Genomic DNA, 21,935 nt, shown 5'->3' with positions numbered 1-21,935 from the left:
CAAGGCCTCCCGGGCTTTTGTCCCGCCGTGGAACGGCGCCGTCGTGACGGCACCGCCTCCCCTCTCGGACCAGACCTGCCGCGATCGGCAGCGGAACCCTAGGGGCGCCCCGCCCTGGCGGCGGGTCTTCTTTAGTTCAGGGCGTGCCGGTTTCGGTGGGCGTCCTGAGGTGTAACGAGACGGTTAACGAATCCTCTCACCGGCGACGGAAGTGGTGAGAGAACAGAGAGCCCTACCAGCGCCCGCGGGCTGGGATTGCTCGGTCCCGCGTGTTGCGGTCGCCCGGCCGCGCGGGGCTGCGGTTGCCCGGCCGCGCGGGGCTGCGGTCGCCCGGTGCTGCGGGCTGCGGTTGCCCGGCCCACGGGTCGGGGTTGCCTAGGGCAACAGTTTGTCGGCGGCGCGGCGTAGGCGGGCGATGCCCTCGTGGATGCGGTCCGGTGGCGTCGAGGCGAAGCAGAGGCGGAGCGCGTCGTGGAAGCGGCCGGTGGGGGAGAAGGCCGGGCCGGGGATGAACGCGACGCCTTCGGCCAGGGCGATCTCGAACAACTCGCTCGTGTCGACGCCGTTCTCCAACGTGACCCAGAGGAAGAAGCCACCCTCGGGATCGGTCCAGCGGGCGATGTCCGCGAAGTTCTCCTGCAGCGCCGTGTGCATCGCGTCCTTGCGGCGCTTGTACTCGAGCCGCTGCGTGACCAGGTGCTCCTCGAGGTGGCCGCCGGTCAGGAACCCGGCGAGCAGCCGCTGGGCCGGCAGGTTCGTGCAGGTGTCCATCGCCTGCTTCGCGTTGATCAGCAACGGCTGCAGTTCGGGATCGGTGTCGACCCAGCCGACCCGGAGTCCCGGCGCGACGATCTTCGAGAACGTGCGTACGGCGAACACGAGCGGATCGCCCGCGCCGAGCTCACGTAGTGACGGCAACGGATCACCGGCGAACCGCAGCAGCCCGTACGGATCGTCGTCGATCACCATCGAGCCCCAGGAGCGGGCGAGGTCGAGCAGCTTGTGCCGCCGCTCGAGGGAGAGTGTCGCGCCGGACGGGTTCTGGAACGTCGGGATCGTGTAGATCGCCTTCGGCCGTCTTCCGTCGAGGAGCCGTGGTAGATCGTCGACCATCATCCCGTCGACATCGACCGGAACCTCCAGCAGTTCGGCGCCGTACGAGAGTGCGGTCGCACTGCCGTTCGTGTACGTCGGCGATTCGACGACGACCAGGTCACCGGGGTCGACGAAGAGCTTGCAGAACAGGTCGAGGCCCTGCATCCCGCCGGCCGTGATGGTGAGCCGGTCGGCCGTGGTCTCGTCGGTGGTGCCGCGGAGCATCTCGAGGAGGGCGGCGTGCAGCGGTGGATCTCCCTCGGTGGCCGCGTAGTCGTACGCGTCGGGGCGGCTCAGTTGTTCGGCGGCGATGGCGGCGAGGACGGCCGACGGTACTGCTTCCGCGGCCGGTGATCCCATCGCGAACCGGACGATGTCGTGGGTCTGCTTGTGCAGCAACGACGTACTCGAGTCGATCACCGACCCGACGAGCCCGGCGACGCGTGCGGCGTACGGAAGAGCTTGCACGGAACTACCTCCTGGTGGTCGCTCGTGCGGCTGGGGCAGGATTGTTGACAATCCTACGGCCGGGTTCCTAGCCTCGACGCATGCCACCCCCCGCCGAGCGCCCCATCATCACGGTGCTCTGCAAACGGTCCCCAGCGGCGGGCACCGAGCCGGGTGCGGGCAGGGTGCCAGGTGCGGGCACGGGCGCCGAATTGGGTGCTGGCGCCGAGGTGGGTGCTGGCGCCGAGGTGGGTGTGGGCGCGGCACCGGGTGTGCGTGCGGGCGCTGACCCGGATTCGGGGGTGGGCTCGGTGGTGGGTGTGGGGGTGGAGGCCGAGCCGGGTGTGGGTGGGTTGCTGGTGCCGCCGGGGTTGGACGGGTTGGGGGTTGAGTTTCGGTTTTGTGATGTGGGTGGGTTGGGGGAGGCGGTGCGGGGGGCTCGGGGGTTGATGCTGTGGGACTTCTTTTCGACGGCGGTTCGGGATGTGTGGGCTGAGGCGGGTTCGGTCGAGTGGATTCATGTGACGGCGGCCGGGGTGGACACGTTGCTGTTCGACGAGCTTCGGGACTCGGATGTCGTGGTGACGAATGCCCATGGCGTGTTCGACCGGCCGATCGCGGAGTACGTGCTGGGCGCGGTGATCGCGCAGGCCAAGGACAGCCGGCGCAGCCTGGAGTTGCAGCGACGGCACGAGTGGCAGCATCGCGAGACGCGCAGCATCCTCGGCGCGACCGCGCTGATCGTCGGCACCGGCGCGATCGGACGGGAAACGGCCCGGCTGCTCAGCGCGGCCGGTCTGCAGGTCCGTGGAGCCGGGCGGGTCGCACGCCCGGACGACCCGGACTTCGGCGAGGTCGTTGCCAGTAGCAATCTTTCGGCGCAGGTGGGGTGGGCCGATCACCTCGTCCTGGCAGCCCCGCTGACAGATGCCACGCGAGGACTGGTCGACACCGAGGTACTGGCGGCGATGCGCCCGGGCGCGCACCTCATCAACGTCGCACGCGGTCCGATTGTCGACGAAGTCGCGCTCCTGAACGCCTTGCAGGACGGGCGAATCGCAGCCACCCTCGACGTCGTCGACCGCGAACCGTTGCCGCCGGACCATCCGCTGTGGGACGCGCCGAACGTGACGATCACCGCGCACATGTCCGGCGACGTGCTCGGCTGGCGGGACACACTGGCCGCACAGTTCGCCACCAATGTCCGGCGCTGGCTAGCTGGGGAACCCCTGCTCAACGTCGTGGACAAGAAGCTCGGCTACATCCCGACAGGAGCCCGATGACGCAGGCAACCGAATTGGTCGACGGATACCGGAACGGCACGATCTCGCCGGTGGAGGCGACGCAAGCGGCGCTGGACGCGATCGAGCAGTACGACGACCAGGTCAACGCATTCGTCCTGGTGGATGCCGAGGGCGCCCTCGCCACCGCGAAGGAGTCGGAGGCCCGGTGGCATTCCGGGCAGCCACTAGGCCCCGGCGACGGCGTACCGACGTCGATCAAGGATGCCTTGTGGACAAAGGGATGGCCGACCCTTCGCGGCAGCACGCTGATCGACGAGGCCGGCCCGTGGGACGAGGATGCCCCGGCTGTCGCCCGCCTCCGGGAGACCGGCGCCGTCATCCTCGGCAAGACGACCACGCCTGAGTACTCCTGGAAGGGTGTCACCGACTCCTCCAGGTACGGCGTGACACGCAACCCGTGGGATCCGTCGACGACCCCCGGCGGTTCGAGCGGCGGATCAGCGGCCGCGGTCGCGCTCGGCATGGGCGCGTGGTCGGTCGGCACCGACGGTGGGGGATCGGTCCGGATCCCGGCCGCGTTCACCGGGACGGTCGCGCTCAAGCCGACGTACGGGCTGATCCCGTTGTATCCGCCGAGCGCGTTCGGGACGTTGTCGCACGGCGGGCCGATGACGCGGTCGGTCCGGGACGCGGCCGCGCTGCTCGACGTGATCACCGGGTACGACGCCCGCGACTGGTCCGCGATGCCCACGCCGGCCATGTCGTTCCTGCGCGGGCTGGACGACGGTGTCGCCGGCCTGCGGATTGCCTTCTCGTCCGATCTTGGGATTGTCGACAATGACCCCGAGGTCGAGGCACTCGTCCGCACGGCGGTTGGGGTGCTTGAGGCGGCCGGGGCCGAGGTGAGCGAAGTCGATCCGGGGTTCGCGGACCCGGTCGACGCGTTCCACGTGCTGTGGTGGTCGGGCGCCGCGAAGTTGCTGTCGGCGTACGAGGTCGACGATCGCGTTGATCCCGGACTGCGCCGGGTTGCCGCGCTCGGAGCGTCGTACTCGGCCTCGGACTTCCTGGAAGCGACCACAACCCGGATGGAGCTCGGGCAGCTGATGGGGCGGTTCCATCAGACGTACGACGTCCTCGTTACGCCGACGCTGCCGATCACGGCGTTCCCGGTCGGCCAGGACGTGCCGGACGGTTCGACGTCACCGGATTGGACGAGTTGGACGCCGTACACCTATCCGTTCAATCTCACCCAGCAGCCGGCGCTCAGCGTGCCGTGTGGGTTCACGCGGGCGGGGCTTCCCGTTGGACTGCAGGTGGTTGCGGCGAGGCACGCGGATGCGCTCACCCTGCGCGTCGGCGAGGCGTACCAAGCCGCCACCGACTGGCATCTCCGTACACCCACCGGCGCCCGCGGCGAAGCTCTCTCGTTCGACCGGCGCTAGGGCGGGTCTGGCGGCCGGCCACGTCTTAGAGACCGTTGCGGAAGCCGTCGCGCCAGGAGGCGTAGCCGGGCTGCCAGCCGAAGGTCGCCTTGGCGAGGCTGTTGTCCGCGCCGCGGATCTCGGTGAAGGCCGCGACCCCGACATCGCCGGCCGCGAGCCGGCCCAGCCAGGCGGGGACGTGCCGCGGCGGCTTCGCCCCGAGGATGCGGGCGAACTCCGGCAGCCACACCGCCGCCTGCGCCGGGTCGTCGTCGGCGATCTGGAAGATTCCGGTCGCGTCGCTCTCGACCGCCTTCACCGTCGCGTCGGCCGCGTCGTCGTAGTGGATGAACGACCACACCCCGGCCCCGTCGCCGATCACCGGCAGCTTGCGCTTCTGGATCAGCTCGACCATCGAGCCGCCCTTGCCGATGTCACCGGTCGGGCCGTAGAAGCTCCCGTACCGCAGCGCGACACCCTCGATCCCCTCGGCGTTCGTCACCACCGACTCGAGGTGCCTGATCCCCGCCATCGTCTTGCGCTGCGCCGGCACCGGCTCGGCGTCGAGCGGATCCGCCTCGGTCTTCGTCGCGGAGCCACCGTGCTGCAAGTTCCAGCCGGCGTACGACTGGACGACGAACCGTCGTACGCCGGCAGCCTGGGAAGCGGCGAGCAGGTTGTCGGTGCCCTCGGTGCGGAGCCGGTTCGTCAGCGCGAAGCTGTCGTCGAACTTCTTGAAGTCGATCCCACCCTTGAGGGCCGTCATCTGGTGTACGACGACCTCCGGTCGGACCGACTCCACCGCAGCTGTCACCGCGGCAGCGTCGAGGCCGTCCGCGAAGACCACGTCCGCCCCGAACGCCCGCACCCCGGCCGCGCCGGACTCCGACCGGATCATCCCGGTCACCTCGTGCCCGGCCGCGACCAGTTGCGGCACCAGCGACCGGCCCAGTCCGCCGGTCGCACCTGCTACCAAGACCTTCATGTCATTTCCTCCGTCGTCTGTCGTTACGACCCGGAGGACACGCGCCGGCCTCAGCGTGTGACAGTGACGCCGATCACGCCTCCGAGGTGACCGTGAACGAGGTCGGTCCGAAGGACACGTTCTGGGTGACGTCGATGGTCAGATGGTCTGTCGGCGGGTGGCAGGCGAGGGTGAGGACGAACGGCGTCTCGAGGAAGCGGATCGTCGCCACGAACTTGTCACCGTCCGCGTACGCACTGGAGACGACGCGCTGCCGGACCTGGGGATCGGCCTCCTTGAGAACGCCGACGGAGTTGAGCGCCCGCCAGTCGCCCGGCTCGCAGATGATGTCCACGGGCTCGGTCGCGCCGGGCTCGAGCCCGGCGAAGGTGAACGTGCCGGTCCCGTCCGGATCCAGCCGGACCGCGGCCAGTCCGGTGGCGTTGTCGTCGGCGAACCGGTAGGTCTGCCCGTTGCCGCCCGTCGGTGCGGCACCGGTCGGCGGCGCGAGCTCCAGCCGCTCGGGGCGGGCGACCGGGGTGACCTCCTTGCCTTCGAGCGCCGGGAGCAGGTGATCCCAGACGGTGTTCAGGATCGCCTGCATGTCCTCCGTCGCGCTCGTGACGATCAGGACAGCGTCGTACGCCGGGAAGACCACGCAGAACTGGCCGAACGCGCCGTCGCCGCGGTAGGTGTCGTGGCGGCCGCGCCAGAACTGGAAGCCGTACCCCTGCTTCCAGTCCGGGTTCTCCTCGTTGTCGTTGGGCACCTGCTTGGAGGTGGCCGCCTCGTACCACTCGGCGGGGACGAGTTGCTTGCCCTCCCACACGCCGCGCTGGAGCACGAGCTGACCGAAGCAGGCCAGCGACTCGGTGTTGATGCTCAGACCCCAGCCGCCGACGGTGACGCCCTCCGTCGACACCTGCCAGGACGCCTCGGTCGCACCGAGCGGCTCGAACAGCCGGGGGCGAAGGTAGTCGAGCAGCCGCTCACCGGTCAGTCGCTGCAGGATCGCCGACAGCATGTACGTCGCGCCGCTGTTGTACACGAACACCGTGCCCGGCTCGTGGTCGACGTCGAGCCCGAGGAAGACCTTGATCATCCGGCGGTCCCGGGAGAGCGCCTCGACGGTGTCCTGGCTGTGCCCGGTGGTCATGGTCAGCAGGTGCCGGATCTTCATCGCGGCCAGATTGTCGCTGATCGTCTCGGGGAGCTCGTCGGCGTCGAAGAACGAGATCACCTGGTCGTCCAGCGACAGTAGGCCGGCGTCGATCGCCAGGCCGACGCCGGTCGAGGTGAAGCTCTTCGAGACAGAGAACAGCAGGTGCGGGTCGGTCAGCCGATACGGTGACCAGGCCTCCTCGAGGACGACGTGACCGTGCCGCAGCAGCATGACGGTCTGGATCTCCGGCGTGGACGCGTCGAGCGCCGCGACGAAAGCGTCGAGCGCTGAGGCGGACAACCCCTGGGCTTCTGGTGTACTCCGTGGAAGTCTGCTCACCTCAGGCACGCTATCTTCCCGAACGGACAAATATCAGGTGAGTACCGCCAGACGAGCAGCTGTGATTGTCAACCCGATCAAGGTCCCCGAGGACTTTCGCCGTAAGGTCGAGACCGCGGTGACCGAGCGCGGCGTCGACATCGAGCTGTGGCTGGAGACGACCGAGGACGACCCGGGCGTGGCGATGGCCCAGCGGGCGGTCAAGGACGCCGTCGACCTGGTCGTGGTCGCCGGCGGGGACGGCACCGTGCGGGTCGTCTGCGCCGAGCTCGCCGGGACCGACATCCCCGTCGCCGTCCTGCCGGCCGGGACCGGGAACCTGCTGGCCCGCAACCTCGGGATCTCCCTGGACATGGACGACGCGCTGGCCGAGGTGTTCGACGGCACCGAGCGGCGGATCGACAGTGTGCTGATCGAGGGCGACGAACTGACCTCCGACCGGTTCGTCGTGATGGCGGGCATGGGACTGGACGCGGCGATCATCGCGGACGCACCGGACGACCTGAAGAAGCGGGTCGGCTGGGCGGCGTACGTCGTGTCCACGATCAAGAACCTGAACCACCCGTCGGTCCGGGTCGAGATCACCGTCGACGACCAGCCGCCGGTACGCCGCCGGGCGCGGACCGTGGTGATCGGCAACGTCGGCACCCTGCAGGCGAACATCCCGCTGCTGCCCGACGCGGTCCCGGACGACGGGATCATCGACGCCGTAGTGCTCGCGCCCCGGAGCGTCGCCCAATGGCCGCGGCTGGCGTTGAGTCTGGTGGTCAAGTCGATGCGCGAGCAGCATGTCCAGCGGTTCACCGGGCGAAAGATCCAGGTGACGGCCGCGAAGACGGTACGCCGCGAGCTGGACGGCGACACGATCGCGGACGGCCGCTCGCTCAGCGCCTCGGTCGATCCGTCGGTCCTGGTCGTGCGGGTGCCTCCGAAGCCTGCAGGTGGGTGAGCTTGTCCGGATTGACGACGCCGTGGATGGTCGTGATCAGGCCCTCGGTGACGACGAACGACCAGATCGCGACGGTGCGGTCGGCCGGGTCGTGGATCCGGAGGGCGGGCTGACCGCCGACATGCACGGGTTCGAAGGCGAGCCGGTGTCCGCCGAACTTGCCGAAGGCGCCGATCAGCATCCGGGCGACATTGCCGGCGTCGTGCACCGGTCGCGGGAAGCCGCCCTTGCCGCCGCCGTCCCCGGTGAAGGTGGCGTCGGGTGCGAGCAGGTCGACGAGGGCGTCGAGCTCACCGTCCTCGGCGGCCGCGACGAAGCGCCGGACCAGTTCGTCGCGCTCTTGGGGTGATGCGTCGTAGCGCGGTCGATTGTCGGCAATCCGGCGCCGGGCGCGGACGGCGAGCTGGCGGCAGGCGGCCGGCGTCTTCGCGATGATCCCGGCGACCTCGTCGTACGAGTAGCCGAAGACGTCGCAGAGCAGGAAGACCGCGCGCTGGTCGGGGGAGAGGCGCTCGAGTACGACGAGGAACGCGGTGGACAGCGAGTCCGACAACGCGGCCCGGTCGGCGAGGTCGACGTACTCGTCGACGGCAGGCTCGGGCAGCCACGGGCCGAGGTAGGTCTCGCGCTGCCGGCGCGCGGACCGCAACTGATCGATCGCCAACCGCGTCGTCACCGTGGTCAGGAACGCCTTCGGCGAGTCCACCGCAGCTTCCCGATGCAGCCGGAGATAAGCCTCTTGGACGACGTCCTCCGCGTCACCGAAGCTCCCCAGCATCCGGTACGCGATCGACAGCAGCAGTGGCCTGAGTTCCTCCATCACACCTTTCACAGACGATCGAAGACGTCTCCCAGTGACACTGTCACAGGATCGGATCGCCGATCGTCTGCAATCGGCATGAACACAGTCACCTGGGTCTTCTCCGGCATCCTGGCCGCGATCTTCGCGTACTCCGGTGCCGTCAAGGCCACCATGTCTAGGGCCCGCCTGCTCGCCACCGGCCAGACCGGCATCGCGCCCTTCCCGATGCCGCTGGTCCGCGTCGTCGCCATCTGCGAACTCCTGGCCGTCGTCGGACTCTTCGCCCCTTGGCTGACCGACCACGCCCGAGTCCTCACACCCCTCGCAGCCGTGGGCCTGTCCATCGTCATGATCGGCGCCGCCACCTCCCACGCCTCGCTCCGCGAACCCAAGCCGGTCGCCGCCAACACGGCCCTGCTGGCTCTTGCCGCTTTCGTCGCCGCCAGTCGCTTCGCAGCCCTCACCTGACACAGCCTGGTCAGGTGAGGGCCTGTACTCCTCGCCCGGCTAGTGCTGAACGAGTACGGCGACGGTCCGCGGTGGGACTGTGGCTGTGCCCGTTCCGGCGGTCCAGGTGGTCTGCTTGACGACAGCGTCGGAGCCGTTCGCCTGGACGGGGGACAGAACCAGGTTGGCGCCGGCCAGGCCTGGGACCTGCTGTGTAACCGCCGCTCCCGTCGAGTTGAAGACGACCAGGACGCCCTTCAGGGCCGGGTCGACGTTCGGGCCTACGGTGTCGTCGATGCGCATCGTGATGACACCGGGCGTCGTGCCGCTGACCGGGAAGGTGAGCTTCTGGTTGATCAGCTCCGCGGAGCCGAGCCGGAACAGCGGGCTCGAGAAGCGCAGATTCAGCAGGTCGGCGGCTGCGGCGGAGGCCGTCGCCACGTCGGCCGCCGTCGGCTTCAGCGCCGGGTTGGCGAGCAGCGGCTTCATGTAGGACCACTTGGCCTCGTTGTCGGCCTTGGGCGGCAGACCGTGGCCGAAGCCGTTGTCGGCGCCGGTCCAGTCGAGGGTGTTGAACCAGTCACCCGAGTCGTAGGAGTTGCGGTCGAGCGACTTGCTCCGCAGCATGTCGGCGCCCGCGTGCCAGAACGACGGCGTCTGGGCCAGCGCGGTCGTTGCCAGTGACACTGTGTTCATCCGGATCCGGTCCGGCATCGTCATTGCTGTCGGCAACTTGTAGGTCAGCGTGTCCCACAACGTCTCGTTGTCATGGGCATCGACATAACTGATCACCTCGTCCGGCTGGTCGGCGTACCCGGCCGGTGCGCCGTTGTAGTCGACCGCGTCACCGCGGACGACGTCGCCGGTCGAGGCGGAGCGGAAGGTGAACGAGCGCAGGTTGCCGGCCAGACCGAGCTGGATCAGATCGGTGTCGTGGGCGAGTCTCTGAGCGCGTTCGGAGGGCGTGCCGTTGATCGGGTCGCCGTTCGGGTCGCTCGCCTCACCGGAGCCGAAGCCCTGGATCCGCGGATTGTCGTCGAACGGACCGCCGCCGCGGACCCCGTCGCGGAGCCGGTCGGAGAACGTGCCGATCCCGGTGCCGCCGAGGTTGCCCTGCCGCGCTTGGACGAACAGCGCGTCGTTCGCGACCTCGCCGAAGTTCCAGCCCTCGCCGTACAGGTAGACGCTCTTGCCGTCCACCCCGTCCTTGGCCAGGGTCAGCTTGTCCAAGGCGGCGCGGATCTTCAGCATGTTCGCCTTGCTGTGGTGGCCCATCAGGTCGTAGCGGAAGCCGTCGACCCGGTAGTTGCGCGCCCAGCTGACGGTGCTGTCGACCATGATCTTCTCGGCCATCGCGTGCTCGGTGGCGATGTTGCTGCAGCAGGTCGACGTCTCCACCTTGCCGGTCGCGTTCAGCCGCTGGTAGTACCCGGGCACGACCTTGTCCAGGACGGACGTCGGCGCCTGACCGGCCGCCGGGGTGTGGTTGTAGACCTGATCCAGTACGACGCGCAGCCCGGACTTGTGCAGTCCGCCGACCATCGTGCGGAACTCGGCGACCCGCGAGAGCCCGTCCTTCTGGGTCGCGTACGAACCCTCCGGCGCGAGCCAGTGGTACGGGTCATAGCCCCAGTTGAAGCCGTCCTTCGCCGCGACCGCCGTCACGCAGGCCTGCTGCTGATCGGAGTCCGCCGGGAACGACTTCAGATCACAGGCCGGCGTCTGCTGCCCGGTCTCCGGGATCGACGCGATGTCGAACGTCGGCAAGAGGTGCACGGTGTTGAGACCGGCCGCCGCGAGTGCCTGCAGATGCTTCGTCCCGTTGCCCTGGTCCGCGAAGGCCAGGTAGGTCCCGCGGTGGGCGGCCGGCACGCTGCTGTCGTTGATCGAGAAGTCGCGGACGTGCAGCTCGTAGATGGTCGAGTCGACACCCCGCGCCAGCTTCGGCGCCGGCGTACCCGACCAGAGTGCCGGCTTCCCGGCCGGATCGTTCAGGTCGACGGCGACCGAGTACGCCGAGTCCGTCGTGAGCGCGACCGAGTACGGATCGGTGACGATGTTCGTCTCCACCTTGCCCGTCGAAGGCGCGTAGACCTTCACCTCATAGCGGTACGACGCGTTCTTCCACGACCGTGGTCCGTCGACTGACCAGGACCCATCGTTGTTGAGTCGCAGCGGCACCCGGCTGGACCCGACCAGCAGCGTCACCGCTTGCGCGGTCGGCGCCCACAGTGTGAACGTCGGCGCACCACCGTGCCAGTTCACGCCGTACGTGCGCCCCGCGGCACTGCCGTAGACATCGTCGAGCACACCTGGGATCTGGACGCCGGTCGCATCCAGCAACCGTCCCACGTCGTCGTACTGCGCGAGCCCGAGTTGTCCGGTGAGGATCTTCCGAGCGTCGGCGTGGTCGAGTCTCAGCGCGGTGTAGCCCTTCAACGCCGGGAACTTCGCCAGCACGGACGCAGGGATCCCCGCCGGGTCGTAACGCAGTCCGGACGACGAGCCACCGATGTCGTTCGCGTCGACCTTCAGCGAGCCGTCCGCCGACCAGTGCAGCCGCCAGCGCGACCGCTCCGGGTGGGCGACCGGCGGTACGGCGAGCAGGTCGCGGGTCAGCCAGTAGGCCTTGGCCTGGCTGAGGTCCGGCTGGGCACCCGGCCGGGACGTCGTCACGGTCAGCACGTGGGTCGCGATGACGTAGGAGAAGGTGACGACCAGACCGTCGCCCGGAACGGTGAACGGGATGTTGGCGCCGTTCTTGACTCCGCCGGCGCCGTAGTTCTCGTCGAAGGACAGGTTGTGCGCGACCTTCGCCTCATAACTCCCCGCTCCCAACTCACTGGTCGACCACGTGTAGGTCCCGTCGCCGTTCTCGTCGGTCAGCCAGGGCCGCATGCACGACGGGTCCCAGTCGCCCGGACAGCCGAGCTCGGACTGGAACGAGCCGGGCACGGTGATGATCGGTCCCTCGGCACTCGACGTGACGTAGTGCCGCCCGTGTTCGTAGTAGAAGGTGACCGGACCGGTTGGAGCCGTGTAGGAGATGTTCGCGCCGTTCAGGACGCCGCCGGCGCCGTAGTTCACGTCCCAGGTCTTGTTGATCGCGGCCTTGTAGGCGTGCTCACCGGGCGGGAGGGTGTACGTCCCCTTCCACACCTTGTCCTTCGGGTCCAGCGTCAGCTGCGCCTGGCTGCAGGCCGGATCCCAGTCACCGGCGCAGCCCATCTCACTGTTGTGATCACCCGGCACGCTCACGTTGGCGGGCTGTACGACGGGACCGGTCCCACCACCGCCACCACCTGGCGTCGGAGCATCGCCGACCACGCCGTACGAACCGGAGACCGAGTAGTTGCCCGACACATCCCGCAGCACGGCCCGGTACTCGAGCAGCGTCCCCTTGGGCAGCCCGGACACGTCCTGGAACACCCGGTACGGCGCGTTGTCGTCGGAGCCGAGTCGCTGCCAGGCCGTCGTACCCACGGGCCGGTAGCCGAACGTCACGGTCGCCGGAGTGTTCTCCGGCACGGCCGCACCGATCTCGGCACGCCCACCGACTGTGGCGCCGAGCTCCGGCGAGCTCATGTAGACAGCCGGGGCCTTGGAGCGCGACGGGACCTTGTTGGCCGCCTGGTAGACGGTCACGGACAGCGGCGCCTGGCTGAGCAGCACTCTGCCCTCGCGGTCGGTCTTGACCGCGTCGGAGCCGCCATAGACCGGCTTGAGCCAGGTGTTCGGGCCGTACGTCGGGATCGTCGCGGACGCGGCCGTCTTCGAGTTGTTCGCGACCACCAGGTACTCGACGTTGTCGGTGCCGAGCCGGCTGAAGGCATACAGGCCGTTGGTGTTCGAGGAGTAGCGGTGCACCTGGCGGCCGTCGGCCAGCGCCGGATACTTGGCCCGCAACTGCTCCAAGGCCGCGATGTGCTTGTACATCGGCGCGTTGACGTCGTACCGGTCCTTGTTGCCGATCGTCGTCGTACCGGATCCGTCGACGACCTCGTCGTCGGCGTAGTCCGCGGTCTTGGTCGCGAACATGTCCTGCCGCGCGTCCTTGTCACCGCCCGGACCGGTGAACCCCTGCTCGTCGCCGTAGTAGATGACCGGCTGCCCCCGGGTCAGGAACATCAGCGAGTGCGCCAGCTTGTCCCGGGCCAGCAGTTCCTGACCCGACGCGCCGCCCTGTTTGAGGAACATGCCGACGCGGCCCATGTCGTGGTTGCCGAGGAAGGTCGGCAGTTGGTACGCGTTCGAGTCGGCGTCGGTGTAGTAGTCGTCGCCCGCGTAGAAGTCCTGCAGCTTGGTGCCGGGATCACCCTTCGCGTAGGCGACCGCGCTCTGCTGGAAGCCGAAGTCGAGGGTGGCCTGCAACGCGCCCTTCGTCGTGTACGTCGACATGAACTGCGGATTCGCGTCGAACACCTCGCCGAACATGAAGAAGTCCTTCGACCCCGCGCTCTTGGCCGCGGCCAGGATCGCCGGGGAGAACTTCTGCCAGAACTCGATGTTCACGTGCTTGACGGTGTCGATCCGGAACCCGTCGATGCCGAACTCGGCCCAGGTCTTGTAGACGTCGATCATCCCGTCGCGGACCCTGGGCTGCTCGGTGAACAGGTCGTCCAGGCCGACGAAGTCGCCGTACTCCGCGGACTCGCCGGCGAAGGTCGAGTCGCCGCGGTTGTGGTAGAGCGTCGGGTCGTTCAGCCAGGCCGGCACCTTGACGGTCTCGTCCGCCGGCGTCCGGAACACCGGCACGTTCGGGAACGAGGTGTTCTTGTCCAGCGGCGGGAAGGTGTCACCGCCTGCATAGGTCTTGTCGTCAAAGACGTTGCCGGCAGCATCCTTGTACGGCGACGTCGACTTCGGGATGTACCCGTACTGATGGGACTGGTAGTCGATCACGTCCGCGGTGTGGTTGGTGATGATGTCGAAGAAGACCTTCATCCCCTTGCGGTGCGCGAGGCTGATCAACTGCTTCATGTCCGCGTTGGTGCCGAGGTGCGGATCGATCTGGGTGAAGTCGGTGATCCAGTAGCCGTGGTACCCGGCGCTCACGTTCGCGCCCGCACCCTGCACCGGCCGGTTCTTGAACGACGGGGTCAGCCAGATGGACGTCGTACCCAGGGACTTGATGTAGTCGAGCTTCTGGATCACGCCGGACAGGTCGCCACCGTGGTAGAAGCCCTTGTCGGCCGGGTCCAGTCCGGTTTGCAACCGGTCGCCGGTCAGGCCGCCGGCGTCGTTCGCCTTGTCGCCGTTGGCGAACCGGTCCGCCATCAGGAAGTAGAACCGCTCCTTCGTGAGGTCCTTGCGCAGACTCGGCGACGCCAGCGTCTTGTCGGCTGCGGTCACGGTCGGCCCGGCGAGGTCGACCGGCTTCACCGTGACGACGTGACTGGTGTCGTCGTAGCTGAACGCGAGCTTGGCCGGTCCCTCGATGCGCAGCGGGATGTTCGGGCCGTTCAGGACTCCGCCGGCGCCGTAGTTCTCGTCCCAGCCCCGGTTGACGGCGACCTTGTACTCGTACGAGCCGGCCGGGACGTCGAACACCTTCGCGTACGGGGCACTTGTCCCGAGACTGGTCGCATCACATCCCGGGTCCCAGTCGGCCGCGCAGCCCAGCTCGCTCTGCAGCGATCCAGCCAGCGTGATCACCCGCTCCGCCGCTGGTTGGGCCGGCGCGGAAGTCGCCGTACCCAGCCCGAGAACGATCACCGCCGCCGCGGTGAAGCCTGCCGTCCAACGCCTGAAACCACGCATCACGGTTCCCTCCCAGCCGGTGACCCTGGGCGGACGCTAACCCGCGCCTTCCATCGTGGGAAGGCCTCGGAGGTCGCGGTCAGGTGACGAGGCCGGGCAGCGTGGTCTCGATCGGTGTGCGGACCACGGTCGTGGCCTCGTCGTCGTACGGGGTGGGCTGGGCGTTGAGGATGATCAGCGGCTTGCCGGCGGTCAGTGCGAGGTCGCAGAGACCGGCGGCCGGGTAGACCTGCAGCGAGGTGCCGACGGCGAGGAAGAGGTCGGCGGCCTCGGTGGCGGCGACGGCCCGGTCGAGGACGGCCGGGTCGAGGGACTGGCCGAAGGAGACGGTCGCCGACTTCAGGATCCCGCCGCAGACCTCGCAGGCCGGGTCCTCGTCGCCGGCCTCGAGCCGGGGGAGTACGTCGGCCATCGGGATCCGGCGCCCGCAGCCGAGGCAGTCGACGAACCAGACCGTGCCGTGCAACTCGTGGACCAGCTCAGGCGACGAGCCGGCCTTCTGGTGCAGGCCGTCGACGTTCTGGGTGATGAGTCCGGTCAGCCGCCCCTGGCGTTCCAGCTCGACGAGCGCCAGGTGACCCGGGTTCGGCTCGGCGGTCCAGGCCGGGGCGGCCAGGCGCTGCTTCCACGCCTCTACGCGGACCTCGCGACTGGCGACGTACTCGTCGATGTCGAACATCGCCTGCGCCGCCGGGTTCTTCGTCCACAACCCCTGCGGCCCGCGGAAGTCGGGGATCCCCGACGCGGTCGAGATCCCGGCTCCGGTCAGTACGGCGATGCGTTCGGCGTCGATCACACCTCAGACGGTATCCAGTCGGTGGCCAGCACCGACATCACGATCTCGTCGAACCACTCGCCGTCCCACAGCAGCGCGTCGCGGAGACGTCCCTCGGCCACGAAGCCGGCCTTCTCGTACGCGCGCTGGGCCCGCGGATTGAACGCGTAGACGCCGAGGCTGATCCGGTGCAGCCCGAGCTCCTCGATCCCGTAGCCGACGATCAGCCGGGTGGCCTCGGTGCCGAGTCCGCGGCCCTGGCCGGCCGGGCCGATCAGGATCCGGAAGGTGCAGCACCGGTTGTCCGGGTCCCACTTGTTCAGCACCGCCTCGCCGACGGTGTCGCCGGTGGCCTTGTCGACGATCGCGAGGTCGAGCCGGTCGGTCTGGTCCTTCCTGGTGCGGTACCACTGCCGGGCCTTCTCCTCGCCGATCTCGCCGTGACTCCCGGTGAGCCGGGTCACGTCCGGATCGGCCATCGCGGCGGCGAGCGCGTCGTAGTCGCCCTCGTCCACCGGCCGGAGGATCACGAGGTCGCCGGTCAATGTCGGCTTGTGTGCGAAGTCGGTCACCGGCGGAGTCTCTCAGCTGACGCGTCGAACGACATACGTGTTTTCTGCGGCCGACACCAGTTCCTGGGAGCGCATCCGGCACCAGGCCGGGATGTCGGTGGCCGCGGCCGGATCATCCGCGAGGACCGTGACGGTGTCGCCGACGGCAACGGTCGGTAGCGTCTTGGCCAGTTTGATCACCGGGAGTGGGCAGAGCAGGCCGCTGCAGTCGAGGTCGACGTTCACATCCCCGCCTCCGCCCGGATCCGCCGGACCACGCCGGGCACCACCGCACAGAACCGGTCGATCTCCGCATAGGTCGTGTCGCGCGTCAGGGAAATGCGGACGTTGCCGTGAGTCAGGACGCCCATGGCGGCCAGGACATGCGAGGGCTTGAGCGTGCTCGACGTACAGGCCGAACCACTGGATACGGCGAATCCTTCCGCGTCCAGTGCAGTCACGAGTGCCTCGCCGTCCACGTAGAGGCAGGAGAACGTGAGGATGTGCGGCAGGCGGTCGTCGGGATCGCCGACCACCTCGACATCGGGGATGTCCGCGGCCACTCGCCGTCGTACTTCGTCGATCCAGGCCCGGTGCTGCTTGTTCAGCTCCTCGGCCTCGCTGAGCCGGGCCTGCAGCGCGGCAGCGGCTGCCAACGCGCTGGGCACGTCCGGGAACCCGGGGGAGAGGCCGTCCTCCCGCTCGTCCATCGGCCACGCCGGCGCGATCCGCGTGCCCTTACGCACCGCCAGCAGGCCGACGCCCGCCGGTCCGCCCCACTTGTGCGCGCTCGCCGTCAACGCCGACCACCCCGCGGGTACGGCGTCGTGCCCGATGGACGCGGCCGCGTCGACGAACAGCGGTACGTCGCCACACGCCTCGGCCGCGGCCTCGATCGGCTGCCGCGTGCCGACCTCGTGATTTGCCGACTGCAGCGCCGCCACCGCCACTCCGGTCTGCCGCACCGCCGCCGCGAACGCATCCAGGTCTACCCTGCCGACCGAATCCACACCCACCTCGACCCCGTCGGCACCCGCGGTGTGCAGTACGGCGGAATGCTCGACAGCACTGTGGACAACGGTGGACCCGGCCCGCTTCCGGGCGGCCGTGATCGCGGTCAGTCCGGCGTGGATGGCCGCCGTACCCGAGGTGGTCAGATACAGCTCGTCCGGCCGCACTCCGACCGCGTCCGCGAGCACCGCGCGGGCGTTGTCCAGCAGCAGCCGCGCGGTCCGTCCCTCGTGGTGCAACCGGACCGGATCCGCCCACCCGGAATCGACTGCCGACAGCAACATTTCCCGCGCGGCCGGATGCAACGACTCGGCCGATGCTGCGTCCAAATACGCACGCTCGCTCACACGGGAAACGCTAAGCCCTACCTGTGCGCAAGATCGCCAAAGGTGTCCAGTAGTGTTTGGTCGTCAGTCTCACTTGGGAAGGGAAAGGCGCCCCGTGGGTTCGAACGGCACGCCCGGAGTGGAGGAGCGCTCGGCAGTACCTGCCGGCGCCACACGTCCGGCGAAGCGACGCCTGCTGGTCGGTACGGGAGTGGTGCTCGGCACCCTGCTGCTGACCGGTTGTTCGCAGGCGACCAAGGAGCAGTGGAAACGGTTCGGTCTCCCCGTGGGTGCATCGGATCGGACCGGGGCCATCGAGAGCCTCTGGGTCGGTGCCTGGATCGCCGCCCTGATCGTGGGCGTGCTGGTCTGGGGCCTGATCTTGTGGGTCGTGGTGCGATACCACAAGCGCGGCGACGACGCCCCCCGGCAGGTGCGGTACAACCTGCCGCTGGAGGTGCTCTACACGCTGGCGCCGTTCGCGATCATCGGGGTGTTGTTCTTCTACACCATCGAGCACGGCAACGAAGTCACGAAGATGTCGGCCAGCACGGACCACACCATCAACGTGGTCGGCCAGCAGTGGCAGTGGACCTTCAACTACAAGGACACTGTCGACGGGCAGCAGGGCGTCTGGGAGACCGGCACACTGTCCAAGCCCGCCCAGCTGTGGCTGCCGGTGGACGAGTCGGTCGAGTTCGTGCTGACCTCGCCGGACGTGATCCACTCCTTCTGGGTGCCGTCGTTCTACTTCAAGCTCGACGTCATCCCCGGCCGGACGAACAAGTTCCAGCTGACCCCGACCAAGACCGGCATCTTCGCCGGCAAGTGCGCCGAGCTCTGCGGGCTCTACCACAGCCGGATGGTGTTCTCGGTGAACGTGGTCTCCCGCGACGAGTACGACGCGCATCTGCGCGAGCTGGCCGCCAAGGGCCAGACCGGCGCCGCCACCGGCGGCTCGGACGCGACCACCATTCCCGGTCACGGGGAGCAGGAGGGCGGCAAGTGACCGACATCGCCGAGCGCACCGGCGCTATCGGTACCAGCACCACCGTGTTGCCGCGGCGGCGCAGCAAGGGCCAGATCGCGGTCAAGTGGCTGACCACCACCGACCACAAGCTGATCGGCCACATGTACCTGATCACGTCGTTCGCGTTCTTCCTGATCGGCGGCGTGATGGCGCTGGTGATCCGGGCCGAGCTGGCCAAGCCGGGTCTGCAGATCGTGAACGAAGAGGTCTACAACCAGCTCTTCACCATGCACGGCACGATCATGCTGCTGCTGTTCGCGACCCCGCTGTTCGTCGGCTTCGCGAACGAGATCATGCCGATCCAGATCGGCGCCCCCGACGTGGCCTTCCCGCGGCTGAACATGTTCAGCTTCTGGCTGTTCCTGTTCGGCGGCCTGATCACCATCAGCGGATTCTTCACCCCGGGCGGTGCGGCCGACTTCGGCTGGTTCGCCTACGCCCCGCTGTCCAACGCGGTCCGCTCGCCGGGTATCGGCGGTGACCTGTGGATCATGGGCCTGTGGATGGCCGGTCTCGGCACCATCCTCGGTGCGGTCAACTTCGTGACGACGATCATCACGATGCGCGCACCCGGCATGACGATGTTCCGGATGCCGATCTTCACCTGGAACATCCTGGTCACGTCGATCCTCGTCCTGATCGCCTTCCCGATCCTGGCCGGCGCGCTGCTGATGCTGGAGGCGGATCGAGCCTTGGGGGCTCACGTCTTCGACGCCGGGAACGGCGGGCCACTGCTGTGGCAGCACCTGTTCTGGTTCTTCGGGCATCCCGAGGTCTACATCATCGCGCTGCCGTTCTTCGGCATCATCACCGAGATCCTGCCGGTGTTCAGCCGCAAGCCGGTCTTCGGCTACATCGGCCTGGTCAGCGCGACGCTGGGCATCGCGGTCCTGTCGGTGGCGGTGTGGGCGCACCACATGTTCGTCACCGGAGCGGTGAACCTACCGTTCTTCTCGTTCATGACGTTCTTGATCGCGGTCCCGACCGGGGTGAAGTTCTTCAACTGGATCGGCACGATGTGGGGCGGATCGGTGTCGTTCGACACGCCGATGCTCTGGGCGATCGGGTTCCTGACCACCTTCCTCTTCGGCGGTCTGACCGGCATCATCCTGGCCTCGCCGGCGCTGGACTACCAGCTGTCCGACTCGTACTTCGTGGTCGCGCACTTCCACTACGTGGTCTTCGGCACCGTGGTGTTCGCGATGTTCGCCGGGTTCTACTTCTGGTGGCCGAAGTTCACCGGGCGGATGCTCGACGAACGCCTCGGCAAGCTGCACTTCTGGCTGCTGTTCATCGGCTTCCACACCACGTTCCTGGTGCAGCACTGGCTCGGTGTCGAGGGCATGCCGCGGCGCTACGCGTCGTACGGCGCGAACGAGGGCTTCACGACGCTGAACGAGGTGTCCAGCGTCGGCGCCTTCATCCTCGGCCTGTCGATGCTGCCGTTCTTCTACAACGTCTACAAGTCGCGCAAGTCGCCGAAGGTCGGCGTCGACGACCCGTGGGGCTGGGGCCGGTCGCTGGAGTGGGCGACCAGTTCGCCGCCGCCGCGGCACAACTTCGAGAAGCTGCCGCGGATCCGGTCCGAGAGCCCGGCGTTCGACCTGCACCACGCCGACCTCGCCCTCGCCGAGTATCCGGACAACCGGGCCGGCCAGGACAACCTGCTGGACGCGGGTGAGGACAAGGGCCGGGTCGAGCACCTGGAGCAGGTCGTCGCCGCGGATAGCGACGCCGAGGGGAAGGACAAGGCGTGAAGATCGAAGCCTGGGTCTTCGGGATCCTGAGCGTGTTCGTGGTCGTCGTCACGCCGATCTACTGGCTGATGTCGAACGACCCGACCGGCACCACGGCGCTGGTGATGACGTTCTTCCTGTCCCTGCTGGTGGCGTTCTACCTGAGCATCACCGCCCGCCGGATGGACCCCCGTCCGGAGGATCGCAAGGAAGCCGAGATCGTCGAGGGAGCCGGAGAGCTCGGCTTCTTCCCGCCGTACTCGTGGTGGCCGCTGTGGACCGCCCTGACGCTGGCGGTGGCCGTGCTGGGGATCGTCTTCGGCTGGTGGTTGTTCATCGCCGGCTGCGGCATCGGCATCGTGACGTTGAGCGGCTTCATCTTCGAGTACTACCGCGGTGACCACGCTCACTAGTTGAGCATCGTACGAAAACGTCGTCCGGGAACGAACCGGGCGGCGTTTTCGTGCGTCTTTAGAGACGCCACCGGTAACAGGCCGTTGTGGTCCGTACCACTCCGGTGTGGCGGTGTGTTGCACGGGACTGTCCGTTCGGCGGGTTACCCTTGCGGCGGTTTGACCAAACAGGGGAGAGCTGGGGAATGGTGAGCGGTTCGGTGAGGAAGCACGGCCTTGCCGTGGCGGGGATCTGTGTGCTGCTGCTGGCCGGCACGGCGTGCAGCGACACGGAGGCGGGCGGCAACAGCCCGTCAACACCAGGTGCGTCCACGACGCAGGGCAATGGCACACCCGGCGCGTCGACGACCCCGGGCGCGTCGACGACTCCGAACGATCCGGCCGCGGCGAATCTCACGATCGTGCCCGCCCAGGGCGCGTCGTCGGTGCAGCCGGACAAGCCGGTGACCGTGTCCACCTCCCAGGGCAAGCTGTCCGAGGTCACGCTGAAGGACGACGACGGCAACAAGGTCGACGGCAGTTTCAACACGGACAAGACCCAGTGGACCTCGTCGGACCACCTCAAGCCGGGCGCGTCGTACACCCTGAGCGGCTCCGCCGAGGGCACCGACGGCGGGACCGTGCCGATCAGCTCGAACTTCAAGACGCTGAGGGCGACGAAGAGCCTGAAGGCCTCGGTCGTCCCGCTGAACGGGGAGACCGTCGGCGTCGCGCTGCCGATCCAGATCTACTGGAACAACCCGGTCAAGGACCGTGCGGCGGTGGAGAAGCGGCTGAAGGTGACCACCTCGGTCCCGGTCACCGGCACCTGGCACTGGGTGAACAACAAGCAGGTCAACTACCGGCCGATGAACTACTGGCCGGCCGGCACCAAGGTGACCGTCAACATCGACACCCAGGGCGTCAACGCCGGCAACAACACCTGGGGCACGAGCAGCCGCAAGATCGCGTTCTCGATCGGCAAGTCGGTCGTCAGCACCGTGAACGTCACGAAGCACACGATGACCGTGATGATCAACGGCAAGTTGGCCCGGACCATCCCGATCACCGCCGGCAAGGACGGCTTCACCACCCGCAGCGGGGTGAAGGTGATCATGGAGAAGTTCCCCACCAAGCGGATGGACGCCGCGACGATCGGCATCAAGCCGGGTGACCCGAACTACTACAACATCAGCGACGTGAAGTGGGCCCAGCGGGTGACCAGCTCCGGTGAGTTCATTCACGGGGCGCCGTGGTCGGCCGGCAGCCAGGGCACCGCGAACGTCAGCCACGGCTGCGTCGGCATGAGCCTCGCGGACGCCCAGTGGTTCTACAACCAGACGCTGCGCGGCGACCCGGTCACCGTCACCGGCACCACCCGCCACATGGAGCCCGGCAACGGCTGGACCGACTGGAACACCACCTGGGCCGCCTACAAGGCCGGCTCCGCCCTCTCCTGAGTGGGGATTGATTTGGAGGGC

17 protein-coding genes and 1 riboswitch are annotated in these 21,935 nt (G+C 68.2%); of the genes, 8 read left to right on the top strand and 9 right to left on the bottom strand.

Features of this window, described 5'->3' with window-relative positions; all coding sequences use genetic code 11:
• Window positions 1-4: 4 nt before the first annotated feature.
• A riboswitch (guanidine-I (ykkC/yxkD leader) is annotated at window positions 5-113 on the bottom strand.
• 262 nt (window positions 114-375) lie between these two features.
• On the bottom strand, window positions 376-1,563 hold the full coding sequence (locus tag OG876_RS39845) for an aminotransferase-like domain-containing protein (RefSeq protein WP_328521910.1): 1,188 nt from the start codon (window positions 1,561-1,563) through the stop codon (window positions 376-378).
• A gap of 281 nt (window positions 1,564-1,844) precedes the next feature.
• Between OG876_RS39845 and OG876_RS39840 the strand changes: the two genes are divergently transcribed.
• Window positions 1,845-2,825, top strand: coding sequence for a D-2-hydroxyacid dehydrogenase (locus tag OG876_RS39840; RefSeq protein WP_328527013.1), 981 nt, complete (start codon window positions 1,845-1,847; stop codon window positions 2,823-2,825).
• A complete protein-coding gene (locus tag OG876_RS39835; RefSeq protein ID WP_328521909.1) occupies window positions 2,822-4,231 on the top strand; it encodes an amidase in 1,410 nt (469 codons plus the stop codon). The genes OG876_RS39840 and OG876_RS39835 overlap by 4 nt, the downstream gene beginning before the upstream one ends.
• A gap of 25 nt (window positions 4,232-4,256) precedes the next feature.
• Here OG876_RS39835 and OG876_RS39830 read toward each other — a convergent pair whose 3' ends face one another.
• The gene (locus OG876_RS39830) at window positions 4,257-5,195 is read right to left on the bottom strand and encodes an NAD-dependent epimerase/dehydratase family protein (protein WP_328521908.1); all 939 of its coding nucleotides are present in this window, start codon (window positions 5,193-5,195) and stop codon (window positions 4,257-4,259) included.
• A 73-nt stretch (window positions 5,196-5,268) separates the two neighbouring features.
• Window positions 5,269-6,675 carry a serine hydrolase domain-containing protein gene (locus OG876_RS39825; RefSeq protein WP_328521907.1) on the bottom strand — a complete coding sequence of 469 codons (1,407 nt, stop codon included), beginning with the start codon at window positions 6,673-6,675 and terminating at the stop codon, window positions 5,269-5,271.
• A gap of 61 nt (window positions 6,676-6,736) precedes the next feature.
• On the opposite strand from OG876_RS39825, the gene OG876_RS39820 reads away from it, so the two are divergent.
• The gene (locus OG876_RS39820) at window positions 6,737-7,624 is read left to right on the top strand and encodes a diacylglycerol/lipid kinase family protein (RefSeq protein WP_328521906.1); all 888 of its coding nucleotides are present in this window, start codon (window positions 6,737-6,739) and stop codon (window positions 7,622-7,624) included.
• On the opposite strand, the gene sigJ is transcribed toward OG876_RS39820, so the two are convergent.
• The gene (gene sigJ, locus OG876_RS39815) at window positions 7,560-8,444 is read right to left on the bottom strand and encodes an RNA polymerase sigma factor SigJ (protein ID WP_328521905.1); all 885 of its coding nucleotides are present in this window, start codon (window positions 8,442-8,444) and stop codon (window positions 7,560-7,562) included. The two genes, OG876_RS39820 and sigJ, sit on opposite strands and share 65 nt — an antisense overlap.
• A 78-nt stretch (window positions 8,445-8,522) precedes the next feature.
• Here sigJ and OG876_RS39810 point away from each other — a divergent pair, with 78 nt between their 5' ends.
• Window positions 8,523-8,894, top strand: coding sequence for a DoxX family protein (locus OG876_RS39810; protein ID WP_328521904.1), 372 nt, complete (start codon window positions 8,523-8,525; stop codon window positions 8,892-8,894).
• A 39-nt stretch (window positions 8,895-8,933) separates the two neighbouring features.
• Here the strand turns inward: OG876_RS39810 and pulA are convergent, their stop codons facing one another.
• The 5 genes from pulA to OG876_RS39785 all read right to left on the bottom strand — a co-directional run bounded on the left by pulA (window position 8,934) and on the right by OG876_RS39785 (window position 17,317).
• The gene (gene pulA / locus OG876_RS39805; RefSeq protein ID WP_328521903.1) at window positions 8,934-14,633 is read right to left on the bottom strand and encodes a pullulanase-type alpha-1,6-glucosidase; all 5,700 of its coding nucleotides are present in this window, start codon (window positions 14,631-14,633) and stop codon (window positions 8,934-8,936) included.
• Between the two features lie 79 nt (window positions 14,634-14,712).
• Window positions 14,713-15,429, bottom strand: a complete 717-nt coding sequence (locus tag OG876_RS39800; protein ID WP_328521902.1) for an SIR2 family NAD-dependent protein deacylase — start codon at window positions 15,427-15,429, stop codon at window positions 14,713-14,715.
• Window positions 15,426-15,980, bottom strand: a complete 555-nt coding sequence (locus OG876_RS39795) for a GNAT family N-acetyltransferase (protein ID WP_328521901.1) — start codon at window positions 15,978-15,980, stop codon at window positions 15,426-15,428. Before OG876_RS39795 ends, OG876_RS39800 begins: the two co-directional genes overlap by 4 nt.
• Window positions 15,981-15,992: 12 nt before the next feature.
• Window positions 15,993-16,205 (bottom strand): sulfurtransferase TusA family protein, encoded by a 213-nt coding sequence (locus tag OG876_RS39790; protein WP_328521900.1) that lies wholly within the window; start codon window positions 16,203-16,205, stop codon window positions 15,993-15,995.
• On the bottom strand, window positions 16,202-17,317 hold the full coding sequence (locus OG876_RS39785) for a cysteine desulfurase family protein (RefSeq protein WP_328521899.1): 1,116 nt from the start codon (window positions 17,315-17,317) through the stop codon (window positions 16,202-16,204). The genes OG876_RS39790 and OG876_RS39785 overlap by 4 nt, the downstream gene beginning before the upstream one ends.
• A gap of 94 nt (window positions 17,318-17,411) precedes the next feature.
• Between OG876_RS39785 and ctaC the strand changes: the two genes are divergently transcribed.
• The 4 genes from ctaC to OG876_RS39765 all read left to right on the top strand — a co-directional run bounded on the left by ctaC (window position 17,412) and on the right by OG876_RS39765 (window position 21,914).
• Complete coding sequence (gene ctaC / locus OG876_RS39780) at window positions 17,412-18,305, top strand: aa3-type cytochrome oxidase subunit II (protein ID WP_328521898.1); 894 nt, start codon at window positions 17,412-17,414, stop codon at window positions 18,303-18,305.
• The gene (gene ctaD / locus OG876_RS39775) at window positions 18,302-20,083 is read left to right on the top strand and encodes an aa3-type cytochrome oxidase subunit I (protein WP_328521897.1); all 1,782 of its coding nucleotides are present in this window, start codon (window positions 18,302-18,304) and stop codon (window positions 20,081-20,083) included. Before ctaC ends, ctaD begins: the two co-directional genes overlap by 4 nt.
• Window positions 20,080-20,475, top strand: coding sequence for a cytochrome c oxidase subunit 4 (locus tag OG876_RS39770; protein WP_328521896.1), 396 nt, complete (start codon window positions 20,080-20,082; stop codon window positions 20,473-20,475). Before ctaD ends, OG876_RS39770 begins: the two co-directional genes overlap by 4 nt.
• Before the next feature lie 200 nt (window positions 20,476-20,675).
• Window positions 20,676-21,914, top strand: a complete 1,239-nt coding sequence (locus OG876_RS39765) for a L,D-transpeptidase (protein WP_328521895.1) — start codon at window positions 20,676-20,678, stop codon at window positions 21,912-21,914.
• The last annotated feature ends 21 nt before the right edge of the window (window positions 21,915-21,935 follow it).

The organism is Kribbella sp. NBC_00359, assembly GCF_036097425.1.
GTDB lineage: Bacteria > Actinomycetota > Actinomycetes > Propionibacteriales > Kribbellaceae > Kribbella.
The sequence above is the reverse complement of the archived record's forward strand: the minus strand, read 5'-3'. Positions and strand labels throughout refer to the sequence as shown.

Coding starts and splice junctions, on each gene's coding strand:
- sigJ (WP_328521905.1), bottom strand. CDS start 8,444: ATGGAGGAACTCAGGCCACTGCTGCTGTCGATCGCGTACCGGATGCTG.
- OG876_RS39810 (WP_328521904.1), top strand. CDS start 8,523: ATGAACACAGTCACCTGGGTCTTCTCCGGCATCCTGGCCGCGATCTTC.
- OG876_RS39830 (WP_328521908.1), bottom strand. CDS start 5,195: ATGAAGGTCTTGGTAGCAGGTGCGACCGGCGGACTGGGCCGGTCGCTG.
- pulA (WP_328521903.1), bottom strand. CDS start 14,633: ATGCGTGGTTTCAGGCGTTGGACGGCAGGCTTCACCGCGGCGGCGGTG.
- OG876_RS39835 (WP_328521909.1), top strand. CDS start 2,822: ATGACGCAGGCAACCGAATTGGTCGACGGATACCGGAACGGCACGATC.